General features: G+C 71.8%; 14 protein-coding genes. 5 read left to right on the forward strand and 9 right to left on the reverse strand.

Annotated features, from left to right (window positions below; translation table 11 throughout):
* Window positions 1-26 precede the first annotated feature (26 nt).
* Together G6W55_RS29690 and G6W55_RS29695 are read right to left on the reverse strand one after the other, a co-directional pair.
* Window positions 27-1,067 (reverse strand): ATP-binding cassette domain-containing protein, encoded by a 1,041-nt coding sequence (locus tag G6W55_RS29690; RefSeq protein ID WP_175523845.1) that lies wholly within the window; start codon window positions 1,065-1,067, stop codon window positions 27-29.
* Between the two features lie 401 nt (window positions 1,068-1,468).
* Window positions 1,469-2,152, reverse strand: a complete 684-nt coding sequence (locus G6W55_RS29695) for an HAD-IA family hydrolase (protein WP_175523846.1) — start codon at window positions 2,150-2,152, stop codon at window positions 1,469-1,471.
* Between the two features lie 69 nt (window positions 2,153-2,221).
* On the opposite strand from G6W55_RS29695, the gene G6W55_RS29700 reads away from it, so the two are divergent.
* On the forward strand, window positions 2,222-2,581 hold the full coding sequence (locus tag G6W55_RS29700; RefSeq protein ID WP_030786068.1) for a hypothetical protein: 360 nt from the start codon (window positions 2,222-2,224) through the stop codon (window positions 2,579-2,581).
* Window position 2,582: 1 nt separating this feature from the next.
* Window positions 2,583-2,999 (forward strand): hypothetical protein, encoded by a 417-nt coding sequence (locus tag G6W55_RS29705; protein ID WP_175523847.1) that lies wholly within the window; start codon window positions 2,583-2,585, stop codon window positions 2,997-2,999.
* Here the strand turns inward: G6W55_RS29705 and G6W55_RS29710 are convergent.
* From G6W55_RS29710 to G6W55_RS29720, 3 genes are all read right to left on the reverse strand, one after another.
* The gene (locus tag G6W55_RS29710; protein ID WP_175523848.1) at window positions 2,989-3,486 is read right to left on the reverse strand and encodes a GNAT family N-acetyltransferase; all 498 of its coding nucleotides are present in this window, start codon (window positions 3,484-3,486) and stop codon (window positions 2,989-2,991) included. The two genes, G6W55_RS29705 and G6W55_RS29710, sit on opposite strands and share 11 nt — an antisense overlap.
* 45 nt (window positions 3,487-3,531) lie before the next feature.
* Window positions 3,532-4,038, reverse strand: a complete 507-nt coding sequence (locus G6W55_RS29715) for a sigma-70 family RNA polymerase sigma factor (RefSeq protein WP_175523849.1) — start codon at window positions 4,036-4,038, stop codon at window positions 3,532-3,534.
* A gap of 67 nt (window positions 4,039-4,105) precedes the next feature.
* Window positions 4,106-5,290: a glycerophosphodiester phosphodiesterase gene (locus G6W55_RS29720; RefSeq protein WP_175523850.1), complete on the reverse strand. Its 1,185-nt coding sequence runs from the start codon at window positions 5,288-5,290 to the stop codon at window positions 4,106-4,108.
* A 299-nt stretch (window positions 5,291-5,589) separates the two neighbouring features.
* Between G6W55_RS29720 and G6W55_RS29725 the strand changes: the two genes are divergently transcribed.
* The gene (locus tag G6W55_RS29725; RefSeq protein ID WP_175523876.1) at window positions 5,590-6,261 is read left to right on the forward strand and encodes a 1-acyl-sn-glycerol-3-phosphate acyltransferase; all 672 of its coding nucleotides are present in this window, start codon (window positions 5,590-5,592) and stop codon (window positions 6,259-6,261) included.
* A 126-nt stretch (window positions 6,262-6,387) separates the two neighbouring features.
* On the opposite strand, the gene G6W55_RS29730 is transcribed toward G6W55_RS29725, so the two are convergent.
* Window positions 6,388-6,963 (reverse strand): DUF308 domain-containing protein, encoded by a 576-nt coding sequence (locus tag G6W55_RS29730; RefSeq protein WP_175523851.1) that lies wholly within the window; start codon window positions 6,961-6,963, stop codon window positions 6,388-6,390.
* Between the two features lie 96 nt (window positions 6,964-7,059).
* Here G6W55_RS29730 and G6W55_RS29735 point away from each other — a divergent pair, with 96 nt between their 5' ends.
* On the forward strand, window positions 7,060-8,277 hold the full coding sequence (locus G6W55_RS29735; protein WP_254876498.1) for a sensor histidine kinase: 1,218 nt from the start codon (window positions 7,060-7,062) through the stop codon (window positions 8,275-8,277).
* Window positions 8,274-8,936, forward strand: coding sequence for a response regulator transcription factor (locus G6W55_RS29740; protein WP_175523852.1), 663 nt, complete (start codon window positions 8,274-8,276; stop codon window positions 8,934-8,936). Before G6W55_RS29735 ends, G6W55_RS29740 begins: the two co-directional genes overlap by 4 nt.
* Before the next feature lie 33 nt (window positions 8,937-8,969).
* Here G6W55_RS29740 and G6W55_RS29745 read toward each other — a convergent pair whose 3' ends face one another.
* From G6W55_RS29745 to G6W55_RS29755, 3 genes are all read right to left on the reverse strand, one after another.
* A complete protein-coding gene (locus G6W55_RS29745; RefSeq protein ID WP_175523853.1) occupies window positions 8,970-10,490 on the reverse strand; it encodes an MFS transporter in 1,521 nt (506 codons plus the stop codon).
* Window positions 10,487-11,038, reverse strand: a complete 552-nt coding sequence (locus tag G6W55_RS29750) for a TetR/AcrR family transcriptional regulator (protein WP_244368907.1) — start codon at window positions 11,036-11,038, stop codon at window positions 10,487-10,489. The genes G6W55_RS29745 and G6W55_RS29750 overlap by 4 nt, the downstream gene beginning before the upstream one ends.
* 84 nt (window positions 11,039-11,122) lie before the next feature.
* A complete protein-coding gene (locus G6W55_RS29755; protein WP_175523855.1) occupies window positions 11,123-12,094 on the reverse strand; it encodes an aldo/keto reductase in 972 nt (323 codons plus the stop codon).
* Between the last annotated feature and the right edge of the window lie 69 nt (window positions 12,095-12,163).

The raw sequence follows: 12,163 nt of genomic DNA on the forward strand, positions 1-12,163 counted from the left end.
CAGCAGGGGCTGCATCTCGGACCAGGTCACTTGGCACCTTCCTTCACCAGCGCGGAGACGGGCTCGCGGCCCACGACGTCGATCTGGAGGCCCTGTTCGCGCAGGAAGCCGACCGGCACGACGTTGTCCTCGTAGCGGCCGGGGAGTTCGATGCGCATCCGCCCGATCTGGAGGCCGCCGACGGTGTCGATGGCGGCGCCCAGGATCGAGATGTCGATGTTGTAGGTGCGCGAGAGCTGGGAGATCACGGGCTGGGTGGCGGCCTCGCCGTGGAAGGTGACGTCGAGGACGGTGCGCTCGGGGCCGGTGGCCTCGCCGCCGACCGGGAAGAGCGCGGCGGCGAGTTCGGAGCCCGGGGTGGCGAGCAGTTCGCTGACGGTGCCGGACTCGACGATGCGGCCGCGTTCCATAAGGGCGGCGGAGTCGCAGATCGACTTCACGACGTCCATCTCGTGGGTGATGAGCAGGACGGTGAGGCCGAGCTGCCGGTTCAGGTCGCGCAGCAACTGGAGGATGGAGCGGGTGGTCTCGGGGTCGAGGGCGCTGGTGGCCTCGTCGGAGAGGAGCACCTTGGGGTCGCCGGCGAGGGCGCGGGCGATGCCGACGCGCTGCTTCTGGCCGCCGGAGAGCTGGGCCGGGTACGCCTTCGCCTTGTCGGCGAGTCCGACCAGGTCGAGCAGCTCCAGCGCCTTGCGGGAACGTTCCTTTCCGGTGCTGCCGAGGATCTCCAGCGGGAGTTCGACGTTGTCCTGCACGGTCCGCGAGGAGAGCAGGTTGAAGTGCTGGAAGACCATGCCGATCCGGCTGCGGGCCTGGCGCAGGGCGCGGCCGGCGCGCGGTCCGTTCCCGGCGAGCGCGGTGAGGTCCTGTCCGGCGACGGTGACCGTGCCGGCGGTGGGGCGCTCCAGCAGGTTGACGCAGCGGATCAGCGAGGACTTGCCGGCGCCGGACTGGCCGATGACGCCGTACACCTCTCCTTCGCGGACGTGCAGGTCGACGCCGTCCAAGGCGGTGACCTCACGGCCGCGCGAGCGGTAGACCTTGGTCAGGCCCGTGGTGGTGATCACGTGGGTTTCCGTCACTGTCGAGTGCGCGGGCGTGGGTGTGCCCGGGCGCACGGGTGCAGGCTGTCAGGGGCGCGACACATCTCTCGCGGTGGCGGTGGAACGCAGGGAGATCATGTGTGCGCGGGGCGGCTGCGGTCCGTCACGGCCCAGGGGCGGCGTACGGACGTGCCACGGCGTCTCGCTTCGGGGCGCGAGGCTCGGGGGGTGGTGCGGGGGCCCTCTAGAAGGCGCACATTCGACACAGACAACGAGCACCGGGCGTCATGGTCGCCTCGGTCGCAAGGGTGCGGCAGCTCGTCGTGGTCATGGGCATCAGTAAAGCAGACCCATGGTGCTGACAGAACACGGCTGTCCGGATAGTGGACAGCCGTGGACAGGGGTGGACCGCGACGGGGTGCCGGTCAGCCGCGCACGGAGACGGTCACACCCCCGTCGGTGACCAGTGCGGACAAGGCGGACAGGTTCTCGACCACCAGGTCGGCGTCCAGCTCCTCGGCACGGTGGGTTGTGGCCAAGGCCACGGTGGTCATCCCGGCGGCACGGCCGGCGGCGAGTCCGGCGGGGGCGTCCTCGAAGACGACGCAGGCGGCGGGGTCGACGCCGAGGGTGCGGGCGGCGAGGAGGTAGGGCTCGGGGTCGGGCTTGCCGCGGCTGACGTCGTCGGCGGTGACCAGGGTCTTCGGCCGGATCCCGACGGCGGCGAGGCGGGCCTCGGCGAGCCGGTGGGTGGCGGAGGTCACGACGGCCCAGCGGTCGGCGGGCAGCGCGTCGAGGAACTCCCGCGTGCCGGGCAGCAGGGAGACGCCGCCGTTGGGCACGTCCTCCACCTCCAACTGCTCGACGCGGGCGACGGCGGCGGCGACCCGGGCGGCGGGCAGCAGATCGCCGACGATCTCGACGGCGGTACGGCCGTGCAGCGGGACACGGGCGAACTGCTCGGCGGTGATGCCGTACTCGTGGGCCCAGCGGGTCCAGCAGCGTTCCACGGAGGCCAGGGTGGAGACCAGGGTGCCGTCGTTGTCGAAGAGGAGGGCCTGTGCGTGGAGGGCCTGCGGGTGGAGGGCCTGTGAGTGGATCGTCGTCATGGTCTAGACCCTACGTCGCGCCCCGGGCCCGGCCGCCGGGCGCCGATTACGGCGTAATAAGGTCGCTGCATGCTTGATGCCCTGACGCTGGTGACCGGCGTCGCCGCGTTGCTGCTGGCCGCCTGGTGCGGCTGGGCGGCCTACCGTGACCAGCCGACGAAGGACTGGCACTTCATCGGGATGGCCGTGGTCTCGCTGCTGGCCGCGGTCCAGCTCGTGGTCGGGATCGTGCAGCTCGCGCGGGGCGAGAAGCCGGAGCAGGGCACGACGATCTTCGTGGCGTATCTGCTGGGCGCGTTCGCGTGCGTCCCGGCGGCGGGGTTCATGTCGCTGGCCGAGCGGACGCGGTGGGGCTCGGTGACGGTCGCGGCCGGCGCGGTCGTCCTCGCCGTCCTCGAGGTCCGGCTCTACGACATCTGGGGAGGCTGAGTTGACGGCCGTTCAGGACAAGCCGGCCCGGCTGATCAGCGGGCCCGGCATCGTGCTGGTGTGGTTCTACGGCGTGATGGTGGTCGGCGCGGTGTCGCGCTCGGCGTACCAGATCGCGACGGACTTCGACCGGGCGCCGCTGTCGTACACGCTGTCGGCGGTGGCCGGGCTCGTGTACGGCTTCATCACGTACTCCCTGGTCCGCGGCGGCGAGACGGCCCGCAGGGCGGCACAGTTCTGCTGCGCCGCCGAACTCGCGGGCGTCCTGATCGTCGGCACCTGGACCCTGATCGAACCGTCGGCCTTCCACGACTCGACGGTCTGGTCCGACTACGGCATGGGCTACGTCTTCATCCCGGTCCTGCTGCCCCTGTCGGCGCTGTACTGGCTGCGCAGGTCCCGGACCGCTAAGCCGTAGCCGCGTATTCGCCCGCCGCCTTCTCCAGGACGATCATGGGGACGCCGTCCGTGCCCTGGGAGGTGCCGACCGTCCGGTAGCCGACTCGGCGGTAGAGGCGGAGGTTGCCCTCGCTGCGGTGGCCGGTGAAGAGGCGGAACCTGGTGGCGCCGCGTTCGTCGGCGAGGGCCGTCTCGGCGGCGCGCAGGAGGCGGGCGCCGATGCCGTGGCCCTGGAGGCGGGGGTGGACGCACAGCTTGCCGATGGCGGCCGCGCCGTCCTCGGTGAGGGTGCCGCGCACCGAGCCGACGACCTCCTCGCCGAGCCGGGCCACGAAGACGCAGTCGGCGGCGAGTTCCTGCTTGACCGAGTCGAGGGTCTGGACCAGCGGGGCGATGCGGTAGTTGCCGTACAGCGCGGCTTCGCTCTGGAAGCACAGGTACTGCAACCTGAAGATCTGCTCGGCATCCTGCTCGGTCGCCACCGAGATGGTCACGCTCATGCCCATGTGCGCACGCCTCCCGCTCACCTGATCGCCTGTGGTCCCTCACTCCTATCCCCGCACTTGGCGGGCCGCAACCTCCGGTGCCAGCAAACGACGGAGACAACCCAGACATCTGGAGCGTTCCGGTCCGAGACTGCCCTGTGAGATACCCAACTCACCGGCGATTTCCCGGTAGGTGGGGTCCTCCGGCGACAGCAGCGCCTGGAGGAGCCGGGAGCAGCGGCCGGGCAGCCGGTGCACGGCCTCGCGCAGCGCGCGGTGCCGGGCGCCGGTGAGCGCCGTCTGCTCGGGGCCGTGGTCGCGCTCGTCGACGGGCTCGCTCTCGTACGGTCCCTCGCGGCGGCCGGTACGGCGGGTGCGGCGGACCTCGGCGCGGACGGCCCGGCGCAGCCAGACCGGCGGGTCGTGCGGCGGGCCGTCGGCGGCGAGGTGCTCCAGCAGGCGCAGCCAGACCGCCTGTTCGAGATCGCCGGGTTCGGTACCGGTGGCGTGCGCCTCGGCGGAGACCTCGGCCGCGAGCAGCGGGCGCAACGTGGTGAGCAGGTCGTACGTCATGTGCCACACGATGCGGTCGGCCGGGCCGTTGGTTGCCCGGCCGGCCGACTGTCACTCCTACGGGTGGTCAGCCGTTGACGAACTCCGCGCGGGCGAGCAGGCCCGTGTCCGGGTTGTCGGTGAAGATCCCGTCGATGCCGGTGGCGAAGTACGCGCGGTAGGCGCCGAAGGCGTCGCCGTAGGCGTCCGGGTCGGTGCCCTTGCGGAAGTTCGCGGGCAGGAAAGGGTTCTCGTTGCGAAGGGTGTAGGGGTGGAGCAGGAGTCCGACCGCGTGGGCGTCGCGCACCAGCGTGGTCGGGGTGGTGAGGTTGCCGTTCGCGTCCTTGGGGATGACGAGGTCGAGGGTGGGGCCGATGCCCTGCGCGTACCCGGCGATCTCCCGCAGTCCGGCCCGGGTGACCAGGTCGGCGACCGTGCGCGGGTCGCCCGTCTCGACGAAGTCCCAGGGCCGGGTCGCGGCGCCGGACAGCAGCACCACGAGCGGGTTGTCCACGAGCTTGTTCAGCCGCTGGACACTGGTCGGCTCGAAGGACTGGAGGACGACCGGCGAGGTCTTCCGGTCCTTGCCGTACTTGTGCAGCAGCTTGGCCACCCGCTCCTCCAGGCCGAGGCCCAGCGTGCGGAAGTAGGTGGGGTGCTTGATCTCCGGGTAGATCCAGACCTGCCTGCCGCGCCTACGGGTCTGCTCGTCCTGCCACTTCAGGACCTCCTCGAAGGTCGGGATCTCCCAGCGGCCGTCGTAGAGCGTGTTGTGCGGGCGGTTGGCCGGGATGCGCTCGGTCGCGCGCAGGGTCTTCAGCTCGGCGAGCGTGAAGTCCTCGGTGAACCAGCCGGTGGTGGGGACGCCGTCGAGCACCTTGGTGGTCCTGCGCCCGGCGAACCGGGGGTGGTCGGCGACGTCCGTCGTGCCGCCGATCTCCGGCTCGTGCCGGCAGACGAGATGACCGTCCCGGGTGGGGACCAGGTCGCCCGCCTCCACGATGTCGGCGCCGAGGTCGAGGGCGAGCTGGTAGGAGCCGAGGGTGTGTTCGGGGCGGTAGCCGCTGGCGCCGCGGTGACCGATGACCGTCGGGACGGGGAGGCTCCTCAGACCGCCGTGCCGGTCCGGCGTCGCGCTCGCCGTGCCCGACAGGGCTAGGGCGCCCGTGGTGGCGCCGAGCACGGCCGCGCCCAGCAGGGCCCGGCGTGCGGTGCCGGCCGGTGTCGCGCTCGCCTTGGTGGTCTCGTCCTGCGTTCCCGTCGCGGGGTCCATCGCGGGGTCTCCTGCCGTCGGCTCGTCCGTGCGCGCCGATCGTAGGGGCGTGGACATGACCGTCGGGAGACCGCGACGCCAACACGCGGGAAGGAGGAAGAGGCTGTTTCGTGGTGGGCTCCCGGGCGTTCCACGGGCGTTCCACGCAGGTGACGGGCGGGTGGCGTTCGGCCGTACAGGTAAACGTACGTCAACAGTGCGTAAGGCATCGGTGAACCCGATGTGCGTCGGCGGCGGGCCCGCGAGTATCGTCCTCACCTGCACAGTCACACCGTTATCCCTTGGCATCGGAGGGCCCGTTGTCCCGCTTCGCGCTCATCAAGGCAGTGCTCGGACCGGTCATGCGCCTGATGTTCCGCCCCCGGGTCGAGGGCGCGGAGCACATCCCCGGCGACGGCCCCGTCATCCTGGCCGGAAACCACCTCACCTTCATCGACTCGATGATCCTGCCGCTCGTGTGCGACCGGCAGGTCTTCTTCATCGGCAAGGACGAGTACGTCACCGGCAAGACCCTCAAGGGCCGGCTCATGGCCTGGTTCTTCACCGGCGTCGGCATGATCCCCGTGGACCGCGACGGCGGGCGCGGGGGTGTGGCCGCGCTGATGACCGGGCGCCGGGTCCTGGAGGACGGCCGGGTCTTCGGCATCTACCCCGAGGGGACGCGCTCGCCCGACGGACGGCTGTACCGGGGGCGGACCGGGATCGCCCGGCTGACCCTGATGACGGGGGCGCCGGTGGTGCCGTTCGCGATGATCGGCACGGACAAGTTGCAGCCGGGTGGGGCGGGGATGCCGCGGCCCGGGCGGGTGACGGTGCGGTTCGGGGAGGCGATGGAGTTCTCCCGGTACGAGGGGATGGACCGGGACCGGTATGTGCTGCGGGCGGTCACGGATTCTGTGATGGCCGAGGTGATGCGGTTGTCCGGGCAGGAGTATGTGGACATGTATGCGACCAAGGCGAAGGCTGCGTAGCGGTTCTTTTTGGTGCGGGTGCGTGGGGGCTGGGCGCGCAGTTCCCCGCGCCCCTGGGTTGCGAAGGCTCGCGTCGGCTGCCAGGCGAGGGTGTTGGGCGTGGCCTTTGCGCAGTTCCCCGCGCCCCTAGCCCCTGCGCCGGCGGAGTGTCAAAGTTACGGCCGAGATCAGGAACCAGAAGGCTCCGAAGGCCGAGTAGCCCGCTATGCCCGACAGGTCGCTCGTCGGGGACGACGACATCGCGGCGAAGGAGCCGCCCGCCAGGACGGACAGGCCGCCGCTGATGATCATGGGCCACTGGGCGCCGACCGTGCGGCGGCGGCGGATCGCCACGGCGAGCTGGAGCGCTCCGGACAGCAGGGCCCAGACGCCGAAGACCAGCAGGGCCGTGCCGACGGTGGAGAAGACGGCGGCGGTCATCCCGGCGGTGGCGGCGAGGCCGAGGGTCACGTTGGCGGTGCCGACCTGGTCGGTCGTGCCGGTCAGACGGCGTTCCAGGAGCGTGGCGGCGACGTCCCACAGCGGGTAGACGATCAGCAGCACGGCCGCGATCGCCGTGGGCTTCTCCGTCGACACCAGCGAGGCCGAGGTCGTACCGACCAGTGCCACCCAGATCAGGGAGAACGCGACTCGGATCAGATGGAGTGATCGGAGCCCGGAGAGAGTCGTCGTCGGATTGAGCGTGGCGGTCGTCTGAGTCATCGGGTGTCCCGTGAGTGATCGTGTCGGTGTGAGGCGGGCGCCTCGGTGAGGAGTCTGGGCGGCCCCGGGACCCGCCGCGTACTTCGAACGAAGTACATGTCCACGGCACAGGTGGACGAGAATCGGGACATGGTCAAGGCGCGGAACAGTCAGGACGGCCCCGCCGCACCCCTGTGGGTCCGTCGCCCCGAGGCGCTGCACGGCGCCGCCTACGCGGTGGCCGCGCTGGTGTTCACCGGCCAGATCGTGGCCGTCGTCCTGCGTGACTCGGACGGGCCGACGGTTCTCGCCGTGCTGCTCGCCGGTGCCGGTGTCGCCCTCTCCTGGCGGCTGCCGTGGACCGGGCTGGTCGTGGCGAGCGCGGCCTCCTTCGCCGTCACGGCGGTGGGCCAGGACCCCCTGTCGGTGTGGATGATGGCCGTGCTCGTGCTGTTCTCGGTCACCCTCAGGGGCAAGCAGCCGCTGGTCGGGACGGGCATCGTCGCGGCGTCCTTCCTGGGCGCGTTCATGACGCTGGGCGGGTTCCGCGGCGGCGCGTTCGTCGGGGTGGCCGCCCTCTTCTCCGCCGTGGCGGGCGGGGCGACCGGGGCCGCGCTGCGCATCCACCGCGAGCACTGGCTCACGCTGGAGGAGCGGGCCGAGAGCGCCATCGCCACCCGCGAGATCGAGGCCACCCGGCGTGTGACCGAGGAACGGCTCCGTATCGCCCGTGATCTGCACGACGTCATCGGCCACCAGGTCGCGATGCTCAGCCTGCACCTGGGCGCCGCGGAGATCGGGCTGCCCGAGGACGCCGAGTCCTCCCGGCAGGCCCTCGTCGACGCCAGGTCCAGCGCCCGTACGGTCGTCGTCGAGACCCAGCGGATCCTCACGCTCCTCCGGCTCGAAGGGGATGTCTCCGACGAGGAGGCGCTGCGGCCGACCCCGGCGCTCAGCGGGCTGGAGAGCCTGATCGCCTCGTTCGAGAGCATCGGCCTGGACGTCCGGCCCTCCCTCGACCTGCCCGCCGGTTTCGTGGAGCCCAGCGTCGGCGTGACCGTCTACCGGGTCGTCCAGGAAGCGCTGACGAACGCCTACCGGCACGGGGACGGGACGGCGACGGTGGAGGTGCGTGAGCGCGACGGCCGGATCTGCCTCACCGTGGAGAACCGCGTCGGCCGCTCGTCACCACGCGGCGCCGGCCCCGGCAGTGGACTCGGGCTCGTGGGCATGCGCGAGCGCGTCGAGTCGTCCAGCGGGCGGCTGACCGTCGACAGCGCCGACGGACGGTTCCGGGTCCACGCCGAGTTCAGCCCGCTGGGAGCCGCCGTATGACCACGCGCGTGCTGATCGTCGACGACCATGCCGAGATCAGGGCCGGCATCAGGGCGATGCTGCGGCTCGACCCGGATCTCGTCGTCGCGGGCGATCTCTCCGACGGGCTCCAGGTCGTCCCCTTCCTCCGCGAACACCCCGTCGACCTGGTCCTGATGGACATCCGGATGCCCGGCATCGACGGGGTGGAGGCCACCCGCCGGATCCGTGCGGAGCATCCGCCGGAGAAGCTGCGGGTGATCGTGCTGACCACCTTCGACCAGGACGACATCGTCCTCGCCGCCCTCCGCGCGGGCGCCAACGGCTTCCTGAGCAAGATCGTGAGCCCGGCCGAGCTGGTCGCCGGGATCACCGAGGTCGTCGGCGGCGGCGGTGCACTGTCCGCCGCCGCGACGGCCGCGCTCATCGGCCATATGACCGACAGCCCGCCCCCGGTGATCGACCGGGAGCTGCTGCGGCGCTTCGACGCGCTGACCCCGAGGGAGCGGGACGTCGTCGTCCTCGTCGCGAGCGGACTGGGCAACGACGAGATCGCCGCCCAGATGTCCGTGTCGCCGTACACCGTGAAGACGCACGCGGTGCGGGCCATGACCAAGGTCGGGGCGCGGGACCGGGCGCAACTGGTCTCGTTCACCTTCCGCGCCGGTCTCTACCCCTGAACTACGGGGAACGTGAGCTACCGGGACCCTGAACTACGGGGAGTTCTCCAGGCGTTGGCCCCGGAGCATGAACCAGGCCGCGGCCGCCGTGGCCAGCAGGACCGCCGCGCCGACGCCGGAGGCCAGGGTCAGGCCGTCCACGAAGGCCGTCCGGGCCGAGGCGAGCATGTCCTCGGCCGCGGCGGACGGCATATGGGCCGCCGCCTCGACCGCGCCGCCCAGCGACTCGTGCGCCCCGTCCGGGGTGCCGGCCGGGGACGGGAAGCCGCGGTAGACGCCCGTCACGATCGAGCCGAGTACGGCGATGCCGAGGGCCGCGCCGAGTTCGTACGCCGTCTCCGAGACCGCGGACGCCGCTCCCGCCTGCTCCTTGGGGACGGAGGACAGGATGACGTCCGAGGTCACGGTGAAGGAGAAGCCCGCGCCCACCCCGACCGCCAGCAGCGCGGCGCCCAGCACCGGATAGCCGGTGGACTGGCCGACCGTCGTCAGCGCGGCCAGGGCCAGGCCGATCGCGGCGAGACCGCCGGACACCACGGCCCGTACCGAGTAGCGGCGGGCCACCCGGCCGGCCAGCAGACCGGCCACCACCGCGCCGACGGCCGCCGGGAGTTCGGCGAGCCCCGCCTCCAACGGCCGCCTGCCCTGCACGAGTTGCAGATACTGGGACAGGAAGAACACCAGTCCCGACATGCCGAGGACGGTCAGCATGTCCGCGAGGACCGCGCCGCTGAACCCGCGCCTGCGGAACAGCCGCATGTCCAGCAGCGGCTTCGGAAGCGTGAGTTGACGGCGTACGAAGCCGTACAGCGCGGCGGCGCCGAGCAGTCCGGCCGTCGCCGCGTCCCAGGTCAGGCCGTGGCTCGCGGACTCCTTCACCGCGTACACGACGGCGATCATGCCGACCAGCGACAGCGCCACGCTGATCAGGTCCCAGGGGCCCGGGTCCGGGTTCTTCGACTCGGGCAGCGTCCTGAGCCCGACGACCACGAGCACGATCATCACCGGCAGGTTGATGAGGAAGACCGCACCCCACCAGAAGTGTTCGAGGAGGAAGCCGCCGACGATCGGGCCCACGGCGGTGCCCGCGGAGGCCGTGGCGCCCCAGATGCCGACCGCGAGACTGCGCTCGCGCGGGTCGTGGAAGATGTTGCGGATCAGCGCGAGGGTGGCCGGCATGAGGGTCGCCCCGGCCACGCCGAGCAGGGCGCGGGCCGCGATCATCATCTCCGGCGTGGTGGCGTAGGCGTTGAGCACGGACACCAGGCCGAAGGCCGTGGCGCCGACGAGCAGGATGCGCTTACGGCCGATGCGGTCGCCGAGGCTGCCCATCGACACGAGCAGACCCGCGATCACGAACGAGTAGACGTCGCCGATCCACAGGAGCTGGGTCCCGGAGGGTTCGAGGTCCTCGCTGATGTACGGGGTCGCCAGGCCGAGGACGGTCGCGTCGACGGCCACCAGCAGCACGGCGAGCACGAGCACGGCGAGCGCCAGCCAGCGGCCGGGGCGCCTCACCGCCTCGGACGTGGTCGCCGGCAGGGTGCTGGTCATGATTCCTCTCTTCTGAGTGCGCCGCCGAGCAACAGCTCGGCGATCATGTGCGTGAAGTCCTTGCGGGCCACCCGGCCCTCGGCGACCGCCCAGGCGCCGGAGGCCAGCAGGCCGTAGAACGCCTCGGTGAGCCAGGCCGGGGCGAGGTCGATACGGAACTCGCCGTCCGACTGGCCGCGCCGGAACAGGCTCTCGACGCGTTCGTCGATGCGGGTCCAGCCCGCGTTCTGCTCCTCACCCTCGAAGAGCTGGTTCTCGGTGTAGAGGAAGGCGAGCAGTCCGGCGGCCGGTTCGATCGCCCGGACGAGCCGTCGTACGGCGTCCCGCGCCGGTCCTTCGTCCAGCCGGGCGGCGTCGAGGGCGGCCTCGCACTCCTCGATGCCGAGCGATTCGAGCGCCCGGACCAGCGCGTCACGGCCCGCGAAGTGGCGGTGCAGCGTGGCGCGGCTGATCCCGGCGCTCTTGGCGACCTCGTCCATGGTCGCGGTGGCTTTACGGGTCAGCAGCGCGGCGGCACTGCGCAGGACGTGGTCACGGTCGACAGCCATGAGACGAGAGTAGCCCATGTGAGACATGAATGTCTCATGTAAGGCATGCATGACTCAGAAGGGGTCGCGGACCCCGAGCTTCTCTCAGTGCCAGGGCAGCGCCCCGCGCCGCTCCCAGTACGTCCGCGGCTCCTCCGCCAGCGCGGCCAGGCGGGACACCTGGCCGTCGTCCAGGTCGACGACCGCCGCGTGCAGGTTGGAGGCGAGCTGGGCGGTGGTCGCCGCCCCGGAGAGGACCACGCCGGCCCAGGGCTGCCGCAGGACCAGCGCGAGCGCGACGGCGTCGGCGCCGAGGCCGCTCTCCTCGGCCACCGCGGTCAGGGCGTCCGGCGCGTGCGGGCCTGCGAGGCGGCCGTTGGCCATGCCCTCCTTGACGATCACCGTGAGTCCGGCGTCGTGGGCCTCGGCGAGGGCGGGTCCGGCCGAGGTCTCCAGGGCGTTGTACGTCGACTGGACGGTACGGAAGAGGGGCGCGCCGTCGACCGTGACGGCGAGGGCGGCCCGGATCGCGTCCGCCTGGGCGGGGCCGCTGGTGGAGAAGCCGACGGTCACTCCCTGGGCGGCGGCCTCCGCGAGCCGGGCGTGGAGGCCCTGGTCCGTGAGGGCCGGGCTGTCCGGGGTCACCGAGTGGATCTGGTAGAGGTCGAGCCGGTCGCCGAGCAGCGCGGCCGTCTCGGCGCGCTGGCGCTCGTAGGTCTCGACGCCGTGGTCCTTGACCTCGTGCCGTTCGGCGTCGGTGGTCCAGTCGGCGGTGTAGGTGTAGCCCCACTTGCTGCCGACGACCACGTCGTCCCGGCCGGGGTTCCGGTCGAGCCAGTCCGCCAGGAACTCCTCGCTGCGGCCGTAGGAGCGGGCCGCGTCGACGTAGCGGACGCCCTGGGCGTAGGCGGCGTCGAGGAGTTCGTGGGTGCGGGCGCGCAGGGCCTCGACGCTGCGGTCCGCCCCGAGGTCGCGGTCACGGCCGAGGGTGATGTAGCCGGGGCGGCCGACGGCGGCGAGGCCGAGGCCGATGTGACAGGTGGGGGTCGTGGCGGTGGCGAGTCTGGCGAAGGGCATGCCCTCAACGTAGCGCGGGACGCCCTTCGCCCCAGGGGGCCGGCTCGGCGGGTGCGGGCGCGCCGTGGC

Origin of the sequence: Streptomyces sp. CAI-85 (genome assembly GCF_013363615.1) — a bacterium.
In the GTDB taxonomy this organism is placed as follows: domain Bacteria; phylum Actinomycetota; class Actinomycetes; order Streptomycetales; family Streptomycetaceae; genus Streptomyces; species Streptomyces antibioticus_B.

Coding starts and splice junctions, on each gene's coding strand:
- G6W55_RS29750 (WP_244368907.1), bottom strand. CDS start 11,038: ATGGCTGTCGACCGTGACCACGTCCTGCGCAGTGCCGCCGCGCTGCTG.
- G6W55_RS29740 (WP_175523852.1), top strand. CDS start 8,274: ATGACCACGCGCGTGCTGATCGTCGACGACCATGCCGAGATCAGGGCC.
- G6W55_RS29730 (WP_175523851.1), bottom strand. CDS start 6,963: ATGACTCAGACGACCGCCACGCTCAATCCGACGACGACTCTCTCCGGG.
- G6W55_RS29745 (WP_175523853.1), bottom strand. CDS start 10,490: ATGACCAGCACCCTGCCGGCGACCACGTCCGAGGCGGTGAGGCGCCCC.
- G6W55_RS29755 (WP_175523855.1), bottom strand. CDS start 12,094: ATGCCCTTCGCCAGACTCGCCACCGCCACGACCCCCACCTGTCACATC.
- G6W55_RS29710 (WP_175523848.1), bottom strand. CDS start 3,486: ATGGGCATGAGCGTGACCATCTCGGTGGCGACCGAGCAGGATGCCGAG.
- G6W55_RS29715 (WP_175523849.1), bottom strand. CDS start 4,038: ATGACGTACGACCTGCTCACCACGTTGCGCCCGCTGCTCGCGGCCGAG.
- G6W55_RS29700 (WP_030786068.1), top strand. CDS start 2,222: ATGCTTGATGCCCTGACGCTGGTGACCGGCGTCGCCGCGTTGCTGCTG.
- G6W55_RS29695 (WP_175523846.1), bottom strand. CDS start 2,152: ATGACGACGATCCACTCACAGGCCCTCCACCCGCAGGCCCTCCACGCA.
- G6W55_RS29735 (WP_254876498.1), top strand. CDS start 7,060: ATGTCCACGGCACAGGTGGACGAGAATCGGGACATGGTCAAGGCGCGG.
- G6W55_RS29720 (WP_175523850.1), bottom strand. CDS start 5,290: ATGGACCCCGCGACGGGAACGCAGGACGAGACCACCAAGGCGAGCGCG.